Source organism: Micromonospora sp. NPDC000316, assembly GCF_042898885.1.
In the GTDB taxonomy this organism is placed as follows: Bacteria; Actinomycetota; Actinomycetes; order Mycobacteriales; family Micromonosporaceae; genus Micromonospora.
The window spans coordinates 33,534-54,396 of record NZ_JBIAZG010000004.1 but is presented as its reverse complement, the minus strand read 5'-3'; the positions used below and the strand labels follow the sequence as shown (position 1 = coordinate 54,396).

At 73.0% G+C, this 20,863-nt stretch carries 18 protein-coding genes; 11 read left to right on the top strand and 7 right to left on the bottom strand.

All coding sequences use genetic code 11. The annotated features are described in order from the left end of the window. Positions 1-52: 52 nt before the first annotated feature. Both ACFY2Q_RS11085 and ACFY2Q_RS11080 read right to left on the bottom strand, forming a co-directional pair. Positions 53-280 (bottom strand): DUF3107 domain-containing protein, encoded by a 228-nt coding sequence (locus ACFY2Q_RS11085; protein WP_053654062.1) that lies wholly within the window; start codon positions 278-280, stop codon positions 53-55. A gap of 64 nt (positions 281-344) precedes the next feature. Then, a complete protein-coding gene (locus ACFY2Q_RS11080; RefSeq protein WP_387129240.1) occupies positions 345-983 on the bottom strand; it encodes a TetR/AcrR family transcriptional regulator in 639 nt (212 codons plus the stop codon). Positions 984-2,696: 1,713 nt separating this feature from the next. Here ACFY2Q_RS11080 and ACFY2Q_RS11075 point away from each other — a divergent pair. From ACFY2Q_RS11075 to ACFY2Q_RS11050, 6 genes are all read left to right on the top strand, one after another. After that, positions 2,697-4,538, top strand: a complete 1,842-nt coding sequence (locus tag ACFY2Q_RS11075; protein ID WP_387129762.1) for a hypothetical protein — start codon at positions 2,697-2,699, stop codon at positions 4,536-4,538. Between the two features lie 24 nt (positions 4,539-4,562). Continuing rightward, positions 4,563-5,537: an alpha/beta fold hydrolase gene (locus ACFY2Q_RS11070; RefSeq protein WP_387129239.1), complete on the top strand. Its 975-nt coding sequence runs from the start codon at positions 4,563-4,565 to the stop codon at positions 5,535-5,537. Positions 5,538-5,542: 5 nt separating this feature from the next. Then, a complete protein-coding gene (locus ACFY2Q_RS11065; protein WP_387129237.1) occupies positions 5,543-6,403 on the top strand; it encodes a DUF3152 domain-containing protein in 861 nt (286 codons plus the stop codon). 172 nt (positions 6,404-6,575) lie between these two features. Continuing rightward, positions 6,576-7,313 carry a DUF3152 domain-containing protein gene (locus ACFY2Q_RS11060; protein ID WP_387129236.1) on the top strand — a complete coding sequence of 246 codons (738 nt, stop codon included), beginning with the start codon at positions 6,576-6,578 and terminating at the stop codon, positions 7,311-7,313. Positions 7,314-7,433: 120 nt separating this feature from the next. Further along, positions 7,434-8,615, top strand: a complete 1,182-nt coding sequence (moeZ, locus tag ACFY2Q_RS11055; RefSeq protein ID WP_387129235.1) for an adenylyltransferase/sulfurtransferase MoeZ — start codon at positions 7,434-7,436, stop codon at positions 8,613-8,615. Between the two features lie 239 nt (positions 8,616-8,854). Beyond that, a complete protein-coding gene (locus ACFY2Q_RS11050; RefSeq protein ID WP_387129233.1) occupies positions 8,855-9,823 on the top strand; it encodes a prenyltransferase/squalene oxidase repeat-containing protein in 969 nt (322 codons plus the stop codon). A 34-nt stretch (positions 9,824-9,857) separates the two neighbouring features. Here the strand turns inward: ACFY2Q_RS11050 and ACFY2Q_RS11045 are convergent, their stop codons facing one another. Together ACFY2Q_RS11045 and proB are read right to left on the bottom strand one after the other, a co-directional pair. Beyond that, positions 9,858-11,099: a glutamate-5-semialdehyde dehydrogenase gene (locus ACFY2Q_RS11045; protein ID WP_387129232.1), complete on the bottom strand. Its 1,242-nt coding sequence runs from the start codon at positions 11,097-11,099 to the stop codon at positions 9,858-9,860. 27 nt (positions 11,100-11,126) lie between these two features. Further along, on the bottom strand, positions 11,127-12,236 hold the full coding sequence (gene proB / locus ACFY2Q_RS11040) for a glutamate 5-kinase (protein ID WP_387129230.1): 1,110 nt from the start codon (positions 12,234-12,236) through the stop codon (positions 11,127-11,129). 61 nt (positions 12,237-12,297) lie between these two features. Here proB and ACFY2Q_RS11035 point away from each other — a divergent pair, with 61 nt between their 5' ends. From ACFY2Q_RS11035 to ACFY2Q_RS11025, 3 genes are read left to right on the top strand one after another with little or no spacing between them, the layout of a single operon-like run. After that, positions 12,298-12,612, top strand: a complete 315-nt coding sequence (locus ACFY2Q_RS11035; RefSeq protein WP_387129227.1) for an MGMT family protein — start codon at positions 12,298-12,300, stop codon at positions 12,610-12,612. Positions 12,613-12,644: 32 nt separating this feature from the next. Continuing rightward, complete coding sequence (locus ACFY2Q_RS11030) at positions 12,645-14,159, top strand: MFS transporter (RefSeq protein WP_387129224.1); 1,515 nt, start codon at positions 12,645-12,647, stop codon at positions 14,157-14,159. A 27-nt stretch (positions 14,160-14,186) separates the two neighbouring features. Further along, positions 14,187-15,710, top strand: a complete 1,524-nt coding sequence (locus ACFY2Q_RS11025; protein ID WP_387129222.1) for a pyridoxal phosphate-dependent decarboxylase family protein — start codon at positions 14,187-14,189, stop codon at positions 15,708-15,710. Positions 15,711-15,754: 44 nt separating this feature from the next. Here ACFY2Q_RS11025 and ACFY2Q_RS11020 read toward each other — a convergent pair whose 3' ends face one another. Both ACFY2Q_RS11020 and ACFY2Q_RS11015 read right to left on the bottom strand, forming a co-directional pair. Further along, positions 15,755-16,960: a hypothetical protein gene (locus ACFY2Q_RS11020; RefSeq protein WP_387129219.1), complete on the bottom strand. Its 1,206-nt coding sequence runs from the start codon at positions 16,958-16,960 to the stop codon at positions 15,755-15,757. Beyond that, a complete protein-coding gene (locus ACFY2Q_RS11015) occupies positions 16,953-17,504 on the bottom strand; it encodes a SigE family RNA polymerase sigma factor (protein WP_387129760.1) in 552 nt (183 codons plus the stop codon). Before ACFY2Q_RS11015 ends, ACFY2Q_RS11020 begins: the two co-directional genes overlap by 8 nt. A gap of 201 nt (positions 17,505-17,705) precedes the next feature. Between ACFY2Q_RS11015 and ACFY2Q_RS11010 the strand changes: the two genes are divergently transcribed. Beyond that, entirely contained in the window at positions 17,706-18,287 is a 582-nt protein-coding gene (locus ACFY2Q_RS11010) for an NADH-quinone oxidoreductase subunit B (RefSeq protein ID WP_387129217.1), read from the top strand. Between the two features lie 78 nt (positions 18,288-18,365). Here ACFY2Q_RS11010 and ACFY2Q_RS11005 read toward each other — a convergent pair whose 3' ends face one another. Beyond that, positions 18,366-19,274, bottom strand: coding sequence for a hypothetical protein (locus ACFY2Q_RS11005; RefSeq protein WP_387129214.1), 909 nt, complete (start codon positions 19,272-19,274; stop codon positions 18,366-18,368). 257 nt (positions 19,275-19,531) lie between these two features. Between ACFY2Q_RS11005 and ACFY2Q_RS11000 the strand changes: the two genes are divergently transcribed. Further along, complete coding sequence (locus tag ACFY2Q_RS11000; protein WP_387129213.1) at positions 19,532-20,848, top strand: DUF2252 domain-containing protein; 1,317 nt, start codon at positions 19,532-19,534, stop codon at positions 20,846-20,848. Positions 20,849-20,863 lie beyond the last annotated feature (15 nt).

The window sequence follows — 20,863 nt, the reverse complement described above, 5'->3', positions numbered from 1 at the left end:
TCCCGGCCCGCGGCAGGTGGGCGACGCCGACCTGCCGCAATGGCCGGACCAGTCAGCGGACGGTGAAACCGACCGATCGGGGGGACGCCTCGGCGATCTCGACGTAGGCGACCTTCTCGACCGGAACGATTACCCGCCGGCCCTTCTCGTCGGTCAGGGAGAGCGTGCCGCCATCGCCGGCGAAGGCGTCGGTCACGATCTGCTCGATCTCGGCCGGCGACTGCGCGCTGTCCAGAACCAGCTCGCGCGGCGCGTACTGCACGCCGATCTTGACCTCCACTGTGCCTCCTCAACTGGGGCGAAAGAACCGCCCTGCGAAGGCTATCCGATCAACGGGGCAACGGTCAGGCTGACTCACCTTGCAGCGGGAAGCTCGCGATGCCCCGCCACGACAACGCCGCCACCAACGCCTCGGCCTCGGCCTTCGGCACCTGCCGGCCCCGGGCCAGCCAGAACTGCGCGGCCGTCTCCGCCGCGCCCACCAGGCCGGAGGCGAGCAACTCGGCGTGCGACCGCCTCACACCGGTGTCCGAGATGATGGTGTCGGTGATCGCCGCGATGCAGCCCTGCTCGACCCGCTCGACCCGCTGCCGCACGGCCGGGTCGTTGCGCAGGTCCGATTCGAAGACGAGACGGAACGCCTCGCTTTCGTGGTCGACGAAGTCGAAGTACGCCCGGACCGACGCGCTTACCCGCTCCTTGTTGTCGCTGGTGCCGTGCATCGCGTCCTGCACCTTTGCGACGATGGCGTCACAGTGCGTGTCCAGCAGAGCCAGGTAGAGCTCCATCTTTCCCGGGAAGTGTTGATAGAGCACCGGCTTGGAAACCCCGGCCCGCTCGGCGATGTCGTCCATTGCCGCGGCGTGGTAGCCCTGTGCGACAAACACCTCCTGCGCCGCGGCGAGCAGCTGCTTACGCCGCGCCGAGCGGGGCAGGCGGGTTGGCCTGCCGGCGGTTTGTGCACCGTTCCCCACTGCGGTCATGGGATCCTCCGAGTTCTCCGTACGAGCCGGCATTTTCCCCCCAGACCGGGGCGGCCCGCGACCGCGTCGTGGAAATGGCCCGCCGCTGTAACTTATCGCCACTCTCCCCACACGGTAGCCTCAGCGAGGGCGACCAAGGAGCGCGCGGTGAGTGAAACAGGGCAACCCGGAGCCGCCACCCCGGGAGAGCACGGTGACGGAACGGGTCAGCACGACGACCCGGGCCGTTCCGGCGGCGGGTGGGCGCCCCCGGCGGGCGGGTGGTCCCCGGCCGCCGAGCGCGAGGACGCGCGGGAGCAGGCGCCGCGTTGGCAGCCCGACCCCGCGTCCGGTTGGCGCGCCGCCTCCGCGAGGCACGGAGACCTGCCGGTCCCGCTTGGCGGCGAGTCCGAGCCCTCGTCGCGCGTCAACGGTCACCACCCAAACGGCGTCCGCCACGCGGACGCCGAGGCCAACGGGGTGGAGCACGCCGACGCCGACCCCCATGGCGTACGCCTCCCCGGTGCCGACCTCTCGTCGGGCCGCCCCGCGCCGGTGAGCGCGCCGCCCGGGTTTACCGCCGAGGCTCGGCCCGATGCGCCCGGCGACCGACTGGTGGTACCGGCCCAGCGCCCCGCACCGCCGTCGGAGCGGGCACCCGACGACACCGACCTCACGCGGCGCCCCTCGGCCGATCCGGCCGGCCCGCGCAACAGCCGCTGGCCCGATCCGGGGCTTCCCACCTCGACGCCGTCGACTGCGCAGGTGCCGCCCGTCGGCACCGCCGCCTCGGGCTTCGAGGTCCCGCCAGGTCTTCGCGCACCCACCGGCGAGCGGTCAGCCGCCGACGCCTCGCGCGTCTGGCGTGACCCGCTGGCACCCGAGGCGTCGGCCGAGCCGGAGCGGTCAGCGGGGCACGCCGACGACTCGGCGCCCGACCGTCCCGCCGGGGACGCGCACCGGGCCGGGGAGTCGGCGACCATCGAACCGGACTGGTCCGGGCCGAGCTGGAACCACCCGAGCCGGGGCAGTGGCTGGGCACCGCCCTGGTCCCGCCAGGAGGGTGAGCCGGCAGGTCGCCAGGCGCGGGACGAACCCACGCCCGACTGGGTCGCCGAGCCCAACGCGCCGTACGAGCCGGTGCGCGCAGAGCCGCCCCGCCCGTACGAGCCGGTGCGCGCTGAGCCGCACCGGGCGTACGACATGCCCCGGGACGACCCGGCGACCGAGCCCGGCGCGCCCGCGCGGCCGACCTGGGCCGGCGAAGGCTCCGCGACCGCCACACCTGCGCAAACGTCCCGCCCCGAGCCTGTCGAGCGGCCCTCGTGGGCCGGCGGGGCGGCACCCGACCCGGCCAGTGCGCCGCCCGGGGATCGCCCGTCCTGGGCCGACCCGGTTGCGACAAGCGCGCCGGCCGACCGGCCGCCCCGCGCAGAGGGCTCGGATCCCACTCCGACCAGCGGCCCGCCCGTGCCGCCGCGCACCCCGTCGCCCGCCGCCGAGCGCCCCTCCTGGGCCGGCGGCCCAGCGCCCACCAGCGGCCCACCTGCCGACCGGCCGTCGTGGGCCGGGGGCGCGGGTGCGGCACCCACCAGCGGCCCACCGTCGCGGCCGTCGTGGGCCGGTGACCCGGCGCCGACAAGTGGTCCGCCGTCGCGGCCGTCGTGGGCCGGTGACCCGGCGCCGATCAGTGGTCCGCCGTCGCGGCCGTCGTGGGCCGGCGGCGCGGATGCGGTGCCGACAAGTGGTCCGCCTTCGAGGCCGTCCTGGGCCGGCGACCCGTCGCCGGTCAGTCCGCCTCCCGGTATGCGACCGTCCTGGGCCGGCCCCGCGCCGGACGACAGGCAAGCGCCGGCCGACCCGCCGCCCGCGCCCGCGGGCCCACCTCCGACGCTTACCGATGCGCCACCGACGCCTGTCGTGCCGCCTGTCGCGTCGCCGCCGGTCCGAGCGGCGGAGCGGCCCTCCTGGGCAGGCGGATCGCCGACGACCCCGGCGAGCCCGGGTGCCGAGCGGCCCGACTGGTCCGAAGGGCGCATCCCCGCCACCCCGACCGAGCGGCCGTCCTGGCCGGCTGTCCGGCCGCCAGACCCCCGCGTGGGCGATGCGGGCGAGTCGTCCGGCCCGCTCCGGCCGGAGGCGCGCCCGGCCGCACCGTTCCGGCTCCGGCCGGCGACTCCCGAGCCGCCCGGTCCGCCTCCCGCCGAGTCGCCCCGCACCGCCTCCTCGGCGGCCGGTCCGGTGCACACCGGCTCTCAGCCGCTCTCTGCCGGTGCCGTCCCGGCCCCCACCAGCGGGGCCGGGCATCGCGACCGGCCCTCATCCGCGTCCGCCCCCGCCTACGCCGCTCGCCGATCCGCCCCCGACCCGGCATCGCCGGCCGACCCCGGTGACGGCGGCCCACGGCAGGACACGACGGCGGTGCTGCCGCAGCGTGTCCCCGCGGAACCGGACGTGCCCGTCGTGCCGGAGCCGCCAGCCGTGGAGCCACCCGCCGAAACCCCCGAACTCGCTCGCATCGCCACCCACCTGCGACGTGACGACGAACCCGCGCCGCTGCGGGAGCGCCCCGAAGGGTTCGACGTCAACGCCATCCTGGACGCCGTACGGGAGGTGGCCGGCGTGCGCGACGCCGCGCTGCGGCGTACCCCGGCGGGAGCGCACAGCCTCCGGCTCGACCTGGCCGACGGTGCCGACCCCGCCGAGGTGAGTCGGCAGGTCGCGCGGTTGCTCCAGGACCGGATGGGGCTTGCCGCCGCCCCGCAGAACCTGCCCGGCCTGCCGACCACCCCGCCCCCACCGATCCGCCGCCGCGCGGCCGAGCCCCGCTCGGTCGAGCGGGGTGCTCCGGTGCCCACGGGCGCGGACCCGCGCGACATCGCCGCGCAGGCGCGATCGGCCACCGAGGGCTCGGCGGCCAGTCGGCCGGTGGAGGGCCGGGTCGAGGCCACGCCCGCGGAGGAGCGCTGGGCCGGATCGGACGCCGGTCGTCGACGCCGGGCGGGCACTCCGCACCGGGGCCGCGCGACGGTGGAGGAGCCCGGCTCGGTATCGGCCGCGCCCGCAGGTGCGGCCACCGGCAGCCCGGCGACGGCCGGTACGTCGTACTCCGGTGGTCAGGTGACCACGACGGAGTCGGCGCCCTCCCGCCCGCTGGACACCGGCGGTGTGCCGGGGCCACGGGTGGTCATCGACCATGTGCAGGTCAGCACCTTCGGCCTGGACGCCAACGTGGAGGTCCGGCTGCTGGCCGGTGAGGACAACGCCGCCGGGTACGCCACCGGGCCTGCGGTCGACGGCTACGTGCTGCGGCTCTGCGCGGTGGCCGCCGCCGCAGCGGTGGACGAGTTGCTGGGCGGCGCCGAGAACGCCGAGCGGGGGCGCTGCTTCGTCGAGCACGCGGCGGTGGTGCCGTTCGGCAACTGCGAGGTGGCAACAGTTGTGGTGCTGCTGGTCTGCGAGGGCTGGGTCGAGCAACTCGCCGGCTCGGCCCTGGTCGCCGGCGACCCGCGACAGGCTGTGGTTCGGGCGACGCTGGCGGCGGTCAACCGTCGGCTGGAGGCGCTGCTGTCCTGAGTGGTCCGGGGCAGACTGGTAGGTATGAAGCGCGCGACCCTCTGGCCGGACCACCTCCTCCCCGAGGCCGACGTTCCGCCGCCGTGGCCGGGCCGGGAGGTCCACCTCGACGGCGCCGTGACGTACGTGCGGGACACGCCCGCCACGTCTGCCAACGCGGAGCCGGCGCTGTACGTGCACGGGCTGGGCGGTTCGTCGCAGAACTGGACGGACCTGGCCGGGCTGCTCGCTGACCGTCTGGACGGTCAGGCCATCGACCTGCCTGGGTTCGGTCGCAGCGAGCCGGGTCGCCGCTACACGATTCCGGCCTTCGCCGAGCTGGTGATCCGATGGATCGAGCACTCCGATCGGGGGCCGGTCCACCTGTTCGGCAACTCGCTGGGCGGCGCGGTCTCGGTGCAGGTGGCCGGGCTCCGGCCCGACCTGGTCCGTACGCTCACCCTGATCTCTCCGGCGCTGCCGTTCCTGGACTTCCGGCGCTCGTTGCAGGGGCGGATGCTGCCGGTGCTCGCCATTCCCGGCGGTGAACGGCTGGTCGCCCGGCATCTCACCCAGCTCGCACCCGAGGTGATGGCCCAGCAGGTGCTGGAGGCGTGCGTCGCCGACCTGAGCCGCATCTGCGAGCAGCGCCGGGCCGAGGCGTTGGAGGAGATCCGGGTGCGCTACCAGGCGGCGCACTACGCGGCCGCGTACGTCCGGACGTTCCGCGGGCTGGTCTCCAGCTTCCTTCGGGCGTACCTGCCGGGGCCGGGCTCGCTGTGGCGGCTCGCCGAGGCGGTACGCGCGCCGACGCTTGTGGTGGGTGGCCGGCAGGATCGCCTGGTCGACGTGCGGGTCGCGCCGCAGACCGCGCGGGTCATCCCGGACAGCCGGCTGCTGATGCTCAACGGTGTCGGTCACGTGGCCCAGTTGGAGGTGCCGCGGCTTGTCGCCCGTGCGGTGGTGGGTCTGCTCGCCGAAACGGAGGAGGCCGGCCGGCGGCCTGATCTGGCAGGCTGAGCGGGATGCCCAGCTCCGATCGCCGTCACCGACGCTTCGCGCTTATCGCCCAGTTGGTGGCGGTGGTGGTGGCTGTCGTCGCGGCGGTGACCGTGGTCGCCGAGGGGCCGGGCAGTAAGCCCGATCGGCTGACCGCCGAGGAGGTCGGCCCGCCGCCGCTGGTGGCCGGGCCGCTGCCGCCGTCACCGTCGGGGGAGCCGTCGGGCGAACCGTCACCGTCGGTGGAGCCGTCGGTGGCCCCGTCGAGCGCGCCGCCGGTGCTGCGGATGTCCGGGGAGGTGCCGACCGCGGGCACCGGCCGGTTCGGTTACGACGACCGCACCGGCCCGGTGTTGGGTCGTGCGGGTGGGCTGCGCACCTATCGGGTGGCGGTCGAGACGGGCAGCAACGAGGATGTCGCCGCGTTCGGGCAGGCCGTCGAGACGGCGCTGGCCGGGCCGGGCAGTTGGGTCGACAGCGGCCGGTTGCGGTTGCGGCAGGTGCCGGGGACGGCGGCCAGGGACTTCACCGTCTATCTGGCGACCGCCCGCACGGCGGGCCGGATGTGCGCCGCGGGTGGGGTGAACATCTCCATCGGCGGACGGCCGTACACGTCCTGCCGTGCGCCCGGTCAGGTGATCATCAACCTGGATCGGTGGCGGCTGTCCGTGCCGCACTTCGTCTCGGCGGGCGTGCCGCTCTCGGTCTACCGGACGTACGTGGTCAACCACGAGGTGGGCCACCAGTTGGGCCACCGGCACGAGCGGTGCCCGGGTGCGGGCCGACCGGCGCCGGTGATGATGCAGCAGACCCTCTTCCTCAACGGGTGCCGGGTCAACCCGTGGCCGTACCTCGACGGTCGGCGCTACGCGGGCCCGGCGCTATGAACGGCTTCGCCCTCCGATAGCCGCCTTGCACTAATGGCGGTAAAAGCGGAGAAATGCCCGAATAATCTGGCAGGCTGACACCATGATGCCGTCTGCCCCTTACGGCTCGCCCGAGCCGCCCGACCCAGCGGACCGACAGGCGTACGGCGGTGCGCGTCCCACGCTCGTCCGCATGCGCCGGCGACGCCGCCGCAGCCTGCTGCTCGGCGTGCTCGTGCTCGCCACCGCAGTCGGCGTGACCTTGAGTAGGGGCGGCGAACCACCTACCGAGGCGCCCGCGGAGACCCAGGGCGGGATGGGCCACGGCGGCGGAGTGGGCGCCCATCCGACACCCACCGGATACCCGTCCGCCGGCGCGGGCCGGTTCACCGCGGCCGACGGCGAGACACCCGTGCACGGCGAGGACGGGCCGCTGCGCCGCTACCGGGTCGTCGTCGAGAGCGGCACAGGCCAGGACGCCGCGGCCTTCGCCGCCAGGGTCGACGAGGTGCTTGGCGACCCGCGCAGCTGGATTGCCTCCGGTGAGCTGCGGGTGCAGCGGGTCGCCGATGCCGGCGCCGCCGACTTCACCATCTACCTGGCCACCCCTGTCACCTCCGAGCGGATGTGCGCCGAGGGCGGGTTGACCACCGAGCGCTACACGTCCTGCCGGCTGCCGGGCCAGGTCATCATCAACCTCGCCCGCTGGCAGGAGGCGGTGCCCGACTACGGTGCCCCGCTGGAGACGTACCGCACCTATGTGATCAACCACGAGGTGGGCCACGAGTTCGGCGAGGAGCACGAGGCCTGCCCGGGCCCGGGGGAGCAGGCTCCGGTGATGCAGCAGCAGACGTACGGGCTGCGGGGCTGCGTGGCGAACGCCTGGCCGTACCTGGACGGTCGTCGCTACGCGGGCGACATGGTCCCCTGACTGCCGGGTTGGGTTATTCCCGCTCCCGCATCGCGGGCCACGTGTCCTCCCTCATGGCCGAGAGTGGGTCCGGCGAGCAACAATGGCGCGGTTCGCACCGCCGATCCCGGGGAGTCCACCGTGTCGTTGCCCCCGCTCGTCGAACCCGCCGCCGAGCTGACCGTTGACGAGATCCGCCGCTACTCACGCCACCTGATCATTCCCGACGTCGGGGTGACCGGGCAGAAGCGGCTGAAGAACGCCCGGGTGCTCTGTGTCGGCGCCGGTGGCCTCGGCTCGCCCGCCCTGCTGTACCTCGCCGCGGCCGGTGTCGGCACCCTCGGCATCATCGACTTCGACACCGTCGACGAGTCGAACCTCCAGCGCCAGGTCATCCACGGTGTGTCCGACATCGGCCGGTCCAAGGCCGAGTCCGCCGCGGCGTCGATCCGCGAGATCAACCCGCTGGTCAACGTGGAGATCCACAACACCGCTCTGGACCGGGAGAACGTCCGGGAGATCTTCGCCCAGTACGACCTGATCGTGGACGGCACCGACAACTTCGCCACCCGGTACATGGTCAACGACGCGGCGGTGCTGCTCGGCAAGCCGTACGTCTGGGGCTCGATCTACCGCTTCGACGGCCAGGCGTCGGTGTTCTGGGCCGAGCACGGCCCCTGCTACCGGTGCCTCTACCCGGAGCCGCCGCCGCCGGGCATGGTCCCGTCCTGCGCCGAGGGCGGCGTGCTCGGGGTGCTCTGCGCGTCGATCGGGTCGATCCAGGTGAACGAGGCGATCAAACTGCTCACCGGCATCGGCGAGCCGCTTGTCGGCCGCCTGATGGTCTACGACGCCCTGGAGATGGAATACCGCAAGATCAAGATCCGCAAGGACCCGAACTGCGTGCTCTGCGGCGACAACCCGACGGTCACCGATCTGCTGGAAGACTACGAGGACTTCTGCGGCGCGGTCTCCGAGGAGGCCCAGGAAGCGACGCTCAACGCGACCATCACCGCACTCGAACTCAAGGAGTGGCAGGACGCCGGCAAGGACATCTTCCTCGTCGACGTGCGAGAGCCGGCCGAGTACGAGATCGTCCGGATCCCCGGCGCCACCCTGATCCCCAAGGGCGACATCATCTCGGGTGAGGCCCTGGCGAAGCTGCCGCAGGACCGGCAGATCGTGCTGCACTGCAAGTCCGGTGTCCGTTCGGCGGAGGCGCTCGCCGCGCTCAAGGCCGCCGGGTTCCGCGACGCCGTGCACGTGCAGGGCGGCGTGCTCTCCTGGATCAAGCAGATCGACCCGTCGCTGCCCGCGTACTGACCGGCCGGCCGGGGCGGCTGAGCACGCCGCCCCGAGCCGTCCCCGGCACGGCGTGACCGCCGTCCCGGGCCGTCCCCGGTACGGCGTGACCGCCGGGCGGCCGGCGTCGCCGCGGCGGTGCCGCGTCGAAATCGGCGCGGAAGGCCTCCGAGCGGCCCTGTGACCGAAGCGTCGCAGCCATACCGGGCTGGCCGATTCACCGAGGCGGTAACGCGTCTGCGCAGGTAGCGTCACGTCTCGTGGTCGACTTGAATGCCGCGATCGGGTTCGTCGTGGCCCATGGGGATGCGGTGGAACGCGCTCGCCTCTCCTGGCTGCGCAACGCCATGCCGCCGCCCCCGGAGGTGTTGGAGACGGCTGAGGTCGGCCAGGCGCCCGACGGCGGTTGGCCAGCGACGTGGGGCGGGGAGGTCGCCTCGGTCGACGCCACGTGCTTCCGGCTCGCCGAGTTGGACGATCTGGGCGGGTTGGCCCGTCCCGCCGCCCGCCGGGCATTGGACTGGTTGGCGTCCCGGCAGGAGGCCGACGGCGGCTGGGACGAGGACGCCTCGTTTGTCGGCTCGGCTCCCGAGTGGGCCCGCCCCGGCGACCCGGAGGCCAAGCTCTTCCTCACCGGCAACGCAGGCTTCTGGCTCACGGTCGCCGGCCTGGACGCCCGTGCCTCGGGGCCACTCGATCACCGGGTCGGCGGGGCGTACGCCGGAGTGGTGCAGGCGGCGGCCCAGTCGATCGCCGCGCGGCTGCGGCCGGACGGCAGTTGGCCGTCGTTCCTCGCCGCCGGCTGGCTGAGCGCGGCGGTCCTGCACCGCCAGGACATGTTCCAGGAGTCCGCGCGGATTCAGGTGGTGCTCGCCGAGCGGATGCCGACAATGTCACCGGGCGACGTCGCCTGGCTGGCGGCGACGCTGCGCCGGGTCGGCATCGACCTCCAGGACTGGATCATGGTGCGGGCCCTGCGGCGACTTACCGAGACCCAGCGCAGCGACGGCGGATGGGAGAGCGCGGACGGGCACCAGTTCGACGTGCACTCCACGCTTGCCGCGATCCGGGCCTGCCGCCCGGCGACGGTGCCCGGCCAGAAGCCGCCCGTCCGCAGAGAGGCCAGGCCACAGGCCCACCAGGCCGCCGGGTCATCTGTCCAGCACACCGTCGGGCCGCCCGCCCGTCAGCCTGTGCGCCCGCCGGGGCTGGCCGAGACCGCCGGCTGAGCAGCCGAGGCCGACGCACGCGCGCGCTCGGGTGTTAGCGCAGGTGACCGTCCCCGGTGACGACGTACTTGGTGCTTGTCAGCTCGGGCAGGCCCATCGGGCCGCGGGCGTGCAGCTTCTGCGTCGAGATGCCGATCTCCGCGCCGAACCCGAACTCGCCCCCGTCGGTGAACCGGGTGGAGGCGTTCACCATCACCGCTGCCGCGTCCACCCGGGCCACGAAGTCGCGGGCGGCGCTCGCCGAGTCGGTGAGGATCGCCTCGGTGTGCCCGGTGCCGTACCGCCGGATGTGTGCGACCGCCGCGTCCAGCGAGTCGACCACCGCTACGGAGATGTCGGCCGACAGGTATTCGGTGGCGTAGTCCTCCTCGGTGGCCGGGACCACTGCGGCGGAGTACGCGACCACCTCGGGGGAGCCATGCACGGTCACCCCGGCCTCGGCGAACGCGGCGAGCATCGGTGGCAGGAACGCGTCGGCGACACCGGCGTGCACCAGCAGCGACTCGGCCGTGTTGCAGGTCGACAACCGCTGGGTCTTGGCGTTGAGCGTCACCGCGACTGCCTTCGCCACGTCGGCGGCGGCATCCACGTAGACGTGGCAGTTGCCCACCCCGGTCTCGATCACCGGCACGGTGGACTCCTCCACCACAGTGCGGATCAGCGACGCGCCGCCGCGCGGGATCAACACGTCGACAAGCCCTCGGGCGCGCATCAGCTCCTTGACCGACTCGCGGGAGCTGGCGTCGAGCAACTGCACCGCGTCGGCCGGCAGCCCGGCCCCGGCGACCGCGTCCCGCAGCACCGCTACAAGTGCGGCGTTTGAGTGCGCGGCCGAGGACGACCCGCGCAGCAGTGCCGCGTTGCCGGACTTCAGGCAAATCCCGGCGGCGTCCACCGTCACGTTGGGGCGCGCCTCGTAGATGATGCCGACCACCCCGAACGGCACCCGGATCTGGCGCAGCTCCAGGCCGTTGGGCAGGGTCGAGCCCCGGACCACCTCGCCGACCGGGTCGGGCAGCGCGGCCATCTGGCGCAGCGCGTCCGCGATGCCCGCCACGCGGCCCGCGTCGAGGGCGAGCCGGTCCAACACGGCCGCGCTCAGCCCGGCGTCGCGGCCGGCCGCCAGGTCCGCCTCGTTCGCGGTCAGGATCTCCGGGGTACGCGTGACAAGCGCGTCGGCCATCGCGACAAGTGCGGCGTCCTTTGCCGTACGGGTGGCCACGGCCAGTGTCGCGGCGGCTTCCCGTGCCCGCCCCGCCTGCTCGACGACGCTCATCCTGCGCTCCTCACGTGTGCCCATCGCTTACAGCAGTACGAGGTCGTCGCGGTGGACGACCTCCCGTTCGTACGCCGGGCCGAGCGCCGCGGCAAGTTCGGAGGTGGAGCGACCGAGCAGCCCGGGCAGCTCCACCGCGTCGTAGTTGACTAGCCCGCGGGCGACCGGAGCGCCTGCGGTGTCGACAAGGTCCACCGGGTCGCCGGCGGTGAACGTGCCGTCCACGGCGGTGATGCCGGCGGGCAGCAGCGACTTGCGCCGCCCGACGACGGCGGCCACCGCACCCGGGTCGAGGTGCAGCCGGCCCCGTGGCGAGGTGGCGTGGGCCAGCCAGAACAGTCGGGCCGTCGGGCGCTGCCGCTGCGGGTGGAACAGGGTGCCGACCGGCTCGCCGGCCAGCGCCGGTGCGGCCAGGTCGGCGGAGGTGAGCACCACCGGGATGCCGAAGCCGGTGGCGATCCGGGCCGCCTCGACCTTCGTCACCATGCCGCCGGTGCCGACCCCGGACCGGCCGCTGCCGCCGATGGCGACCCCGGCGAGGTCCGCGTCGCTGCGGACCTCCTCGATCCGTGTCGACTGCGGGCGGGTCGGGTCGCCCGTCCAGAGCGCGTCCACGTCGGAGAGGAGCAGCAGCAGGTCGGCGTGCACGAGCGCGGCCACCAGGGCGGCCAGCCGGTCGTTGTCGCCGAACCGGATCTCGTCGGTGGCGACCGTGTCGTTCTCGTTGACGATCGGCACCGCGTGCAGGTCGAGCAGCTTGCGCAGCGTCCGGTACGCGTTGCGGTAGTGCGCCCGCCGGGTCACGTCGTCGACGGTGAGCAGCACCTGCCCGACGGTCAGTCGGTGTCGGGCGAAGCTGGCCGCGTACCTGCCGATCAGCAGGCCCTGGCCGACGCTGGCGGCGGCCTGCTGGGTGGCCAGGTCGCGCGGACGTCGGGTCAGCCCGAGCGGGACCAGACCGGCGGCGATGGCGCCCGAGGAGACAAGCACCACCTCGCGGCCGTCGGCGGCGAGCCGGCTGAGGGTGTCGACCAACGCGTCGACGCGCTCGTCGGCCAGCCCGCCGGTGGCGGTGGTCAACGAGGAGGATCCGATCTTGACGACGACCCGCCGGGCCGCCGTGACTGCGTCGCGCACCCGCCCATTCTGCGTGTTCAGGGCCGCGTCGCCCGGCGGCCTTCCCATATGGTGGCCGATTGTGACTCCTGACGAGTACGTCGAGGCGGTGCTCGACCTGGTGGAGCGGATCCCGCAGGGGCGGGTGATGTCGTACGGCGGTGTCGCCGACGCCCTCGCCGACCGCTCCGGTCGCACCTCGGCCCGGCTGGTGGGCAGCATCATGGCCCGGCACGGTGGCTCCGTGCCCTGGCACCGGGTGGTCACCGCGTCCGGCCGGCTGCCGCCGGGGCACGAGCGGGAGGCGCGGGCGCGGCTGCGGGCCGAGGGGGCGCCGTTGCGCGGCGAGGGCGTGGACATCCGGGTGGCGGGCTGGTCGCCGGATGAGGGGATGTGACCACCGTCATAACGTGAGTAACATTCGGCCCCATGAACCAGCCGCCGGGTGCTGTCGAACCGCCCGCCGCCGGGCCGCGACCTGCCGACCCGCCCGCCGCCGGGCCGCGACCTGCCGACCCGCCCGCCGCCCGGCCGCGACCTGCCGACCCTCCCGCCGTCGGCTCGCCGGTCGGCGGCCCGCTGCCCCGCCCGGTGCACGCCGGATATGCGCTCGGATCGCTTGCCACAGGTGCGTTCGGCACCGTGCCCGGTCTGCTGCTGCTGCCGTACCTGACCGACACGCTGGGCGTGGCCGCAGGGCTGGCCGCCCTGCTGGTGCTGCTGCCGAAGGCATGGGACGTGCTTGTCAACCCGGTCGCCGGGCGGATCTCCGACCGCACCCGGTCGCGCTGGGGTGCCCGTCGGCCGTACCTGCTCGTCGCCGGCCTCGCGCTCGCCGTGCTCTTCGCGGCCATCTTCGCCGCGCCGTTCGGCAACGGCCCGGCCGCCGCCGCGTACGTGGCGTTCGCCTTCCTGGCCACGGCCACCGCGTTCGCCTTCTTCCAGGTGCCGTACGTGGCGATGCCCGCCGAGATGACCGACGACTACGCCGAGCGCACCCGGCTGATGACCTGGCGGATCGCCGTACTGGCGCTTGCCATCCTGGTCTCCGGCGCGGTGGCCCCGCTCGTGGTGACCGCCGGCGGGGACGGGGTGCCCGGGCACCGGTGGATGGGCCTGTTCGTGGCGGCGCTCATCGCGGTCGGCGCCGTCGGCGCGTTCTTCGGCACCCGCTCCGCGCCGAGCATTGTGGTGGGGGAGAGCGAGCCGACGCTGCGCGCCCAGCTCGCCGTGGCCGGCGCCAACCGGCCGTTCCGGGCGTTGCTGATCTGCTTCGTGGTGCAGTCCGCCGGAGTGGCGACAATCCTCGCCGGGGTCAACTACTTCGCCGGGCAGATCCTGCGCGACGAGCGGAGCGGCCCGACGCTGCTGTTCGTCTGCTTCGTCGGGCCAGCACTGCTGGTGATGCCGCTCTGGTCCCGGGTCGGTGCCCGGCTGGGCAAGCGGGCAGCGCTTGTCGCCGCCGCGCTGATCCTCGCCGCCGGGGCACTCGCCCTGGTCGCCGCCCCGGTGCTGCCAGCCGTCGCGGTCTACCTGGTGGTCGCGGTCATCGGCGTCGGATACGCCGGTCAGCAGGTGTTCGCGCTGGCCATGCTGCCGGACTGCATCGCGTACGACACGGCGCGCACCGGCCGGCGGCAGGCGGGCGTCTTCACAGGTCTCTGGACCGCCGGGGAGACCTTCGGCCTGGCCCTCGGCCCCGGCATCTACGGCCTGGTGCTCCAGATCTCCGGCTATGTCTCCTCCGACACCGGCACGGCGGCGGCGCAGTCCGACACGGCGAGACTTGGCGTCCTGCTCGGCTTCACGATCCTGCCGGCCCTCCTGATAGCCCCGCCGCTCCTGTTCCTGCGCCGCTACACCCTCACCCCCGCCGTCCTTGCCGCCGCGACGAACCACAGCCGCGTCGATCAAGGAGTTGTGGCGGGGGACGAGAGCCGCTGACCATTACGAGAAGGGCACCACGACTCCATGATCGACGAGAGCAGGGTCAAGGGCGGGGCTTTGTCGTGGGGCGGGGTGGCTGCCGAGGTCGCGCTCGCCGAGGTTCGGGGACTGCGGGCGGGCGATGCGCCGACCCACGGGGGCCGGTTGTTCGCCTACGTCTACGACCCGGCGGTGCCCGGGCTTGACGACCTCGCCGCCGCCGCGCACCGGGAGAGCGCCCACGTCAACGGGCTCGACCCGACCGCGTTCCCGTCCCTGCTCGCCATGGAGAACGCGCTCGTCGGCGCCGCCGGACGGGTGCTCGGCGGCGGGCCGGGAACGGCAGCGCCGGACGTGGTCGGCAGCGTCACGAGCGGCGGCACCGAGTCGCTGATCCTCGCCGTCAAGACAGCCCGGGACGCCCACCCGGAGATCACCGCACCCCGGATCGTGGTTCCGGCGAGCGGGCATGCCGCGTTCGCCAAGGCTGCGCACTACCTGCGGGTGGCGCTTGACGTGGTGCAGGTCTCGCCGGACACGCTGCGCCCTGACCCGGCCGCGATGGCCGCGGCGATCCGCCCGGAAACGGTGTTGGTGGCCTGCTCCGCACCGTCGTACGCGCACGGGGTGGTGGACCCGGTCGCGGAGATCGCGGCAGCGGCGGCCGACGCCGGGGTGCGCTGCCACGTCGACGCCTGCTTCGGCGGCTGGACCCTGCCGTACCTGCGCCGCCTCGGTGCCCCGGTGCCGCCGTTCGACTTCGCGGTACCAGGTGTCACCTCCATCTCGGTGGACCTGCACAAGTACGCGTACGCGCCGAAGGGCGTGTCGGTGCTGCTGCACCGCGACGCCGCGTTGCGCGCCCCGCAGTACTTCGCGTACGCCGATTGGCCCGGCTACACGATGATCAACTCGGTGATCGCGTCCACCCGCTCGGGCGGGCCGATCGCCGCCGCGTACGCGACCCTGCGACACCTCGGCGACGACGGCTACCTGCGACTGACCGCCGTCACCCGGGACGCGGTCGCCGGCCTGGCCGACGCCGTCCGCGCCGTCGACGGCCTGCGGCTGATGGCCGAACCGGAGTCCACAGTGGTCTGCTTCACCGCCAGTGAGGGCGGCCCCGACCTGTTCGTGCTTGTCGACGAGTTGACCGCGCGTGGCTGGCACACCCAACCCCAGATGTCGTACGCCGGCCTGCCAGCCAGCGTGCACCTCACGGTGACGGCCGCGGTCGCTCCCCGGGTGGCCGAGTTCGGCCCGGACCTCGCCGACGCCGTGGCGGCGGCGCGGGCTGCCGGCCCGGTGCAACTGCCGGCCGAGTTGGCCGCCCTGGTCGGTGCCCTGACCCCGGAGGCGCTGACCCCGGAGCTGGTCGTCGGCCTGGCCGCCGGGCTGGGTCTCGGCGACGGGACGGGTGACGGCGACGGGTCGGGCGCGGGTCCGCTGCCGAGGCGGATGGCGCTGGTGAACACGCTGCTCGACGCCGCGACTCCGGCGCTCCGCGAGCGGCTGCTTGTCGAGTTCGTCGGCCTGCTGCAACGCCCCGCGTGGGGTTCGGACGGCTGAACGCCGGTGCCCCACCCAGTGGGTGGGGCACCGGTCGTGTTGTTTCAGAGCACGCCGGGGAGGTCCGCCCTGTTGTCCTTCTTCGCGAGGTCGGGCCACCTCCGGTCCTGCGCGTCGTAGTGGGTGACAGAGAAGCCCCGGGTCGTCGCGTCGGCACCCGAGCGGTCGGGCACCAGGTAGACGAAGGTGTAGCGCCGCGACTCACCGGCCGGCACCCCCGCCAGCCGGCACGACCGGTTGTCGTCCGCCGCCGCCGCATCCGGGTCGCACCTGGACCAGTCACCACCCGCCCGCTCACCGACGTCGAGGCCGTTGAACTCGACCTGGGCGGCGTCGACCGGCCCCGCGTTGGTGACGGTAAGGACGGTGGTCAGCTTGCGGCCCCCAGGGGCGTCGACCAGCTCATGGGTCATGGTCAACCGCAGGTTGGTGAGCCGTGGATCCTTTCCGAACTTCGTCGGACCGTCGGTCTGGGTGAACCGGCCACCCTCCCACCGGTACGTGCGCAGCTGTTCCTGGGCCCAGTACGTCGGGGTGTCACAGCACGGCTGGAGATCGGCCACCCGCACCTCGATCGAACCGGCGGTGCTCACCTTCAGGCCGCGGATGTCCTCGACCCCGTCGGTGGTCCGGACGACGCGACCGAGTGTCACGATCTGCCCACTGTCGTTTCGGTCGAAGGCGAGGACCTGCTTCGCCAACGACTCGCCGTAGCGGCAGGCGACGACGGCGACTGTCTCGTCGGCGCCGTCACCGTCCAGGTCGGCGTGGCCCACGGTTAGGTCGGTGAGCAGCGGCACGAAGTCCTTGTTCGAACTGGTCGCCAGTCGCACCCTCGAGGTGGTGCAGCTGTCCGGCGCGACCGACGGCCAGGCCGGCAGGTCGAGGCGGGCGGCGAGCAGTTGCGCCCGGCTGATCCGGCCGTCCGGCGCGCTGGGAGCGATCGAGGGTGTCGAGCTCGGCGACTCGCTGGCGGACGGCGTCGGCAGCGGCGCCGTCGTCGGCGGTGCCGTCGGGTCGACCGACTGCGCCGGGACCGGCGCCCGCCGCTCGCCGTTGAGCGCGGCGTTCGCGACGACAGGTGCGAGCACCAGGACGACAGCCGCGGCGGCAACGGCCACCGCAGCCGTCCGCCGACGCCGGCGCAGGGTGCTCCGAGCCTGGTCGGGACCGGGGCCGACGACCCGGGTGGTGACATCGGTGCGGTAGGCGGCGAACCGTTCGCGCAGCTGCGGATCGAGATCAGACATCGGACACCCCCTCGGTGTTCTCGTCGAGCAGTCCGGCCAGGGCGCTCCGACCACGGTGCAGCCAGGACTTGACGGTGCCCTCGGCCACGCCCTCCTGGAGTGCGATCTGGTGGACCGACAGGTCGGCCAGGTAGTGCAGGATGACGGCCCGCCGGTGGTTGGCGGGCAGCTTCGCGAGCGCCGCGTCGATGGCCACCCGGTCCGGTGTGGGGCCGTCCACCTCGGCCTCGGTCCGTCGCTGCCGGATGAGGTGGTTGCGAGCGGTACGCAGCCGTCGCCAGCGGCTGCGGGCCAGGTTCCAGGCGACCCGCCGCACCCAGGCCACCGGATCGTCGTACCGCACGAGGCGGTCCCAGCGGGCCAACGCCCGGCAGAACGCCTCCTGGGCAAGGTCCTGAGCGCCACCCAGATCCCCCGTGTACGCGCACAGCTGAGTGGTGACACTGCGAAAGTGCGCGTGGTAGAACTCGTCGAAGGTGATAGTCACCGCGTTCAGCCCGCTGGTGGTGAGCGCCGCAGGTGGTTCGTTGGCACGAGCTCCCATCGTTGCTGTCACTGCCCCTCCCCGTCGCCGTCGGGCCGGTGCCCTGGGCGCCGGTAACACTCCACAGCAGCGCGCCCGGTTGCGCACCGAGCTGCCGCGAACCCGACTGTTTCGCCGCTTCCGTCCAGGTCCCCACCGGCACCCGGGGTCGTGCCCGAGAGCTGTGGTTGACTGTCGGTGGGGGACAGGAGGGAGGCGGTCGTGCAGCTACCGGCAGTGCTCGGTGAGCCGATCCGGTTCGTGCTGAACTGGGGGCGCCGCTACTCGCTCTGGGTGTTCAACTTCGGCCTCGCCTGCTGCGCTATCGAGTTCATCGCCACCAGCATGGGCCGACACGACTTCATGCGGCTCGGTGTGATCCCGTTCGCCCACGGCCCCCGGCAGGCCGACCTGATGGTGGTCTCCGGCACGGTGACCGACAAGATGGCCCCGGCGATCAAGCGGCTCTACGACCAGATGCCCGAGCCGAAGTACGTCATCTCGTTCGGCGCCTGCTCCAACTGCGGTGGCCCCTACTGGGACTCGTACTCGGTGACCAAGGGCGTCGACCAGCTCATCCCTGTCGACGTGTACGTGCCCGGCTGCCCGCCCCGGCCGGAGGCGCTGCTGCACGGCATCCTGCTCCTCCAGGAGAAGATCGCCGCCGAGCAGGCAGGCATCGGAGGCGTGGCCCGCCCGGACCTGCTCGCTGCGCCGCTGGACACCGCACCCCGCGAAGCCGCCGCACCGCGCTCCGTCGACTCGCTCACCGCCCCGCCGGTCCGCCCGCCCACCGCGACCTGACGACGGCGCAGCCGCCGCGACCTGACAACGGCGCAGCCGCCGCCCGGGCGAGCCCGAGCGGCGGCCGGAGCCGACCTGTCAGCCGTTCGCGGCGACAGCCAGCGTGGTCTGCACGACGTTGTCGCTCGGGTCGACGTCGGGAGCCTGCGGGAACCACGAGGTCGTCACCTCGATGTCGATCAGCTTCGAGACGTCGGCCGGGTCGGTCGGCGGGCTGATGACAAGCGCGAAGCTGTATTCCTCGCCGGGCATCAACTGCAGTTGCGGCACCGGCACCAGAGCGCCGTCGCTGCCCACCGGGCCGCTGCCCGGGTCGGTGTGCCAGAAGACAGACCCTTCCGGCAGCGAGTTGGCCCGCACGGTGAAGCTGTTGTGCGGCGCGTCGCCCCGGTAGCGGATCGTCACCGGCACCCGAAGGTTGCCCTCGCCGCCGGGGAACACCGTCACCGGGCCGTCCAGCTCGATCGAGGCGTCCGGCCGAACATCCTGGAGGTACGGCCGTGGACGGTGTAGCGACCCGTTCGTGGACCGGAACAGGGCGTCGAGCGACGTGCGCGACACCAGACCGCGTTCGGTGGAGTAGACCTCGACCCAGCCGCCGGTCATGCGCATCGGGTAGTTCCGCAGGTTGGTGAGCACCTGGAAGTCCAGCACGTTCCGGATGCTCTCGCCGGGAGCCAACGCGACCGAGTTGTTGGTCAGGGCGCAGTTGAACACCCGGCGATTCGCCTCCACCCGCATGTCGAACATGTCGCAGTTGAGGTCACTGCTGTCGAACGCGCCCGGCACCGGCTCACGCAGCTTGTAGTGGAAGTAGTCGGTGGTGCGGCCGGTGTTGGTCACGGTCACCGGGACGCTGCCCCGGTAACCGCGCTCGGTCGGCTGCAGGATCAGCTTGCCCACCGACAGCGTGCGGCCACCGGCACCGGCCGGTGTGGCGAGAGCGGGGCCGGCGCTGGCGACTGTCGCGGTCAGGCCGAGTAACACGGCGGTGAGTAGGGTCCCCGTTTTTTTGAGCATGTGTTCCTGGTCCTCCAGTGGTGGCAGCCGACATCGGTTGCGTCGGCTGGTGCAACAGACACGGCTGAGCCCGGGTCTCGGTTGCATTCAGACGATCATCTATTAGCCGACACGGGCTCGTCTATGGATGTCGCCCGGCGTTGCCCGTATCGGCCCGTCGGAGGACAGGAACTAGTCGGTTGTCCGACCTCCGGGGGTGGCCGGGCGGGGCTAGCCTGCCCAGCATGAGCAACTCCGTGGACAAGCGGTCCGCCCACATCATCGACGTGCTCACCGAGGAGTTCGGGGCGTCGATGGCGATGGACCCGGCCGCCTTCCGCCGCAAGTTCCGCAAGATGGCGGCGTCGCCGTTCGCCTTCTACCGGGGCAGCGCCGCGCTCTTCTACGCCGACCAGCGCGGCGACTTCGCCGACGACCGCTTCCTCGACGAGCGGACCGGCCGGGTGTGGATCCACGGCGACCTGCACGCGGAGAACTTCGGCACCTACATGAACGCCTCCGGGCAGCTCGTGTTCAACGTCAACGACTTCGACGAGGCGTACGTCGGGCCGTTCACCTGGGACCTGCGGCGTTTCGCGGCAAGCGTGGCGCTGCTCGGCTACGGCAAGGCGCTCTCCGACACCGTGATCGGTGACCTGGTGGCCGGCTTCGCCCGCTCGTACCTGACCGAGCTGCGCGCGATCGCCGCAGGCGGGGACGACGCGATCGGCTCGATCACGCTCGACAACGCCGACGGGGTGCTGCGTCGGGTGCTCCAGCAGGCCCGACTCAACACGCGTGTCGACCTGCTCGCCGAGCAGACAACCGTGGACAACTACGAGCGGCGGTTCTCGATCGGCGACGGGGTCTACGAGGTCGACGGCGACACCCGCGCCAAGGTTCTCGCCGCCTTCGAGGAATACCTGGGCACCCTGCCCACTACTGCGACCCGTCCCCGTCCGCTGGCGGCGCGGATCAAGGACGTGGTGCTGCGCAAGGGGGTGGGCATCGGGTCGGCCGGGCTGCCGTCGTACAACCTGCTGCTGGAGGGGCACACCCAGGCGTTGGAGAACGACGTCGTGATCTACATGAAGCAGGCGCAGGTGCCGGCGGTGGCCCGGTACAGCACCGACGAGTCGGTGCGGAACTACTTCCGGCACCAGGGTCACCGGACCGCCGAGTCGCAGCGGGCGTTGCAGGCGCACGCCGACCCGTGGCTGGGCTTCACCGAGTTGGACGGGGCCGGTCAACTCGTCGCGGAGGTCTCCCCGTACGCCGCCGACCTGGACTGGGCCGACGTCAACGAGCCCGAGGAGCTGACCGGAATCCTCGCCGACCTGGGCCGGGCCGTGGCCCGGATGCACTCGGTCGCCGACGACGAGTCAAGTCACGACCTGGTGGACTACTCCACCGAGGAGGCGATCGTGGCCGCCGTTGACTCCGACGAGCAGGGCTTCGTCACCCACCTGGTGGACTTCGCGCACGCGTACGGGGTGCGCGCCCGCCAGGACCACCAGCTCTTCGTGGACCTGTTCCGCAACGGGCGGCTGCCCGGCATCTGACCGGCGGGCCGCCGC

Coding starts and splice junctions, on each gene's coding strand:
- ACFY2Q_RS11080 (WP_387129240.1), bottom strand. CDS start 983: ATGACCGCAGTGGGGAACGGTGCACAAACCGCCGGCAGGCCAACCCGC.
- ACFY2Q_RS11070 (WP_387129239.1), top strand. CDS start 4,563: ATGAAGCGCGCGACCCTCTGGCCGGACCACCTCCTCCCCGAGGCCGAC.
- ACFY2Q_RS11065 (WP_387129237.1), top strand. CDS start 5,543: ATGCCCAGCTCCGATCGCCGTCACCGACGCTTCGCGCTTATCGCCCAG.
- ACFY2Q_RS11060 (WP_387129236.1), top strand. CDS start 6,576: ATGCGCCGGCGACGCCGCCGCAGCCTGCTGCTCGGCGTGCTCGTGCTC.
- ACFY2Q_RS11045 (WP_387129232.1), bottom strand. CDS start 11,099: ATGAGCGTCGTCGAGCAGGCGGGGCGGGCACGGGAAGCCGCCGCGACA.
- ACFY2Q_RS11030 (WP_387129224.1), top strand. CDS start 12,645: ATGAACCAGCCGCCGGGTGCTGTCGAACCGCCCGCCGCCGGGCCGCGA.
- ACFY2Q_RS11025 (WP_387129222.1), top strand. CDS start 14,187: ATGATCGACGAGAGCAGGGTCAAGGGCGGGGCTTTGTCGTGGGGCGGG.
- ACFY2Q_RS11020 (WP_387129219.1), bottom strand. CDS start 16,960: ATGTCTGATCTCGATCCGCAGCTGCGCGAACGGTTCGCCGCCTACCGC.
- ACFY2Q_RS11015 (WP_387129760.1), bottom strand. CDS start 17,504: ATGGGAGCTCGTGCCAACGAACCACCTGCGGCGCTCACCACCAGCGGG.
- ACFY2Q_RS11000 (WP_387129213.1), top strand. CDS start 19,532: ATGAGCAACTCCGTGGACAAGCGGTCCGCCCACATCATCGACGTGCTC.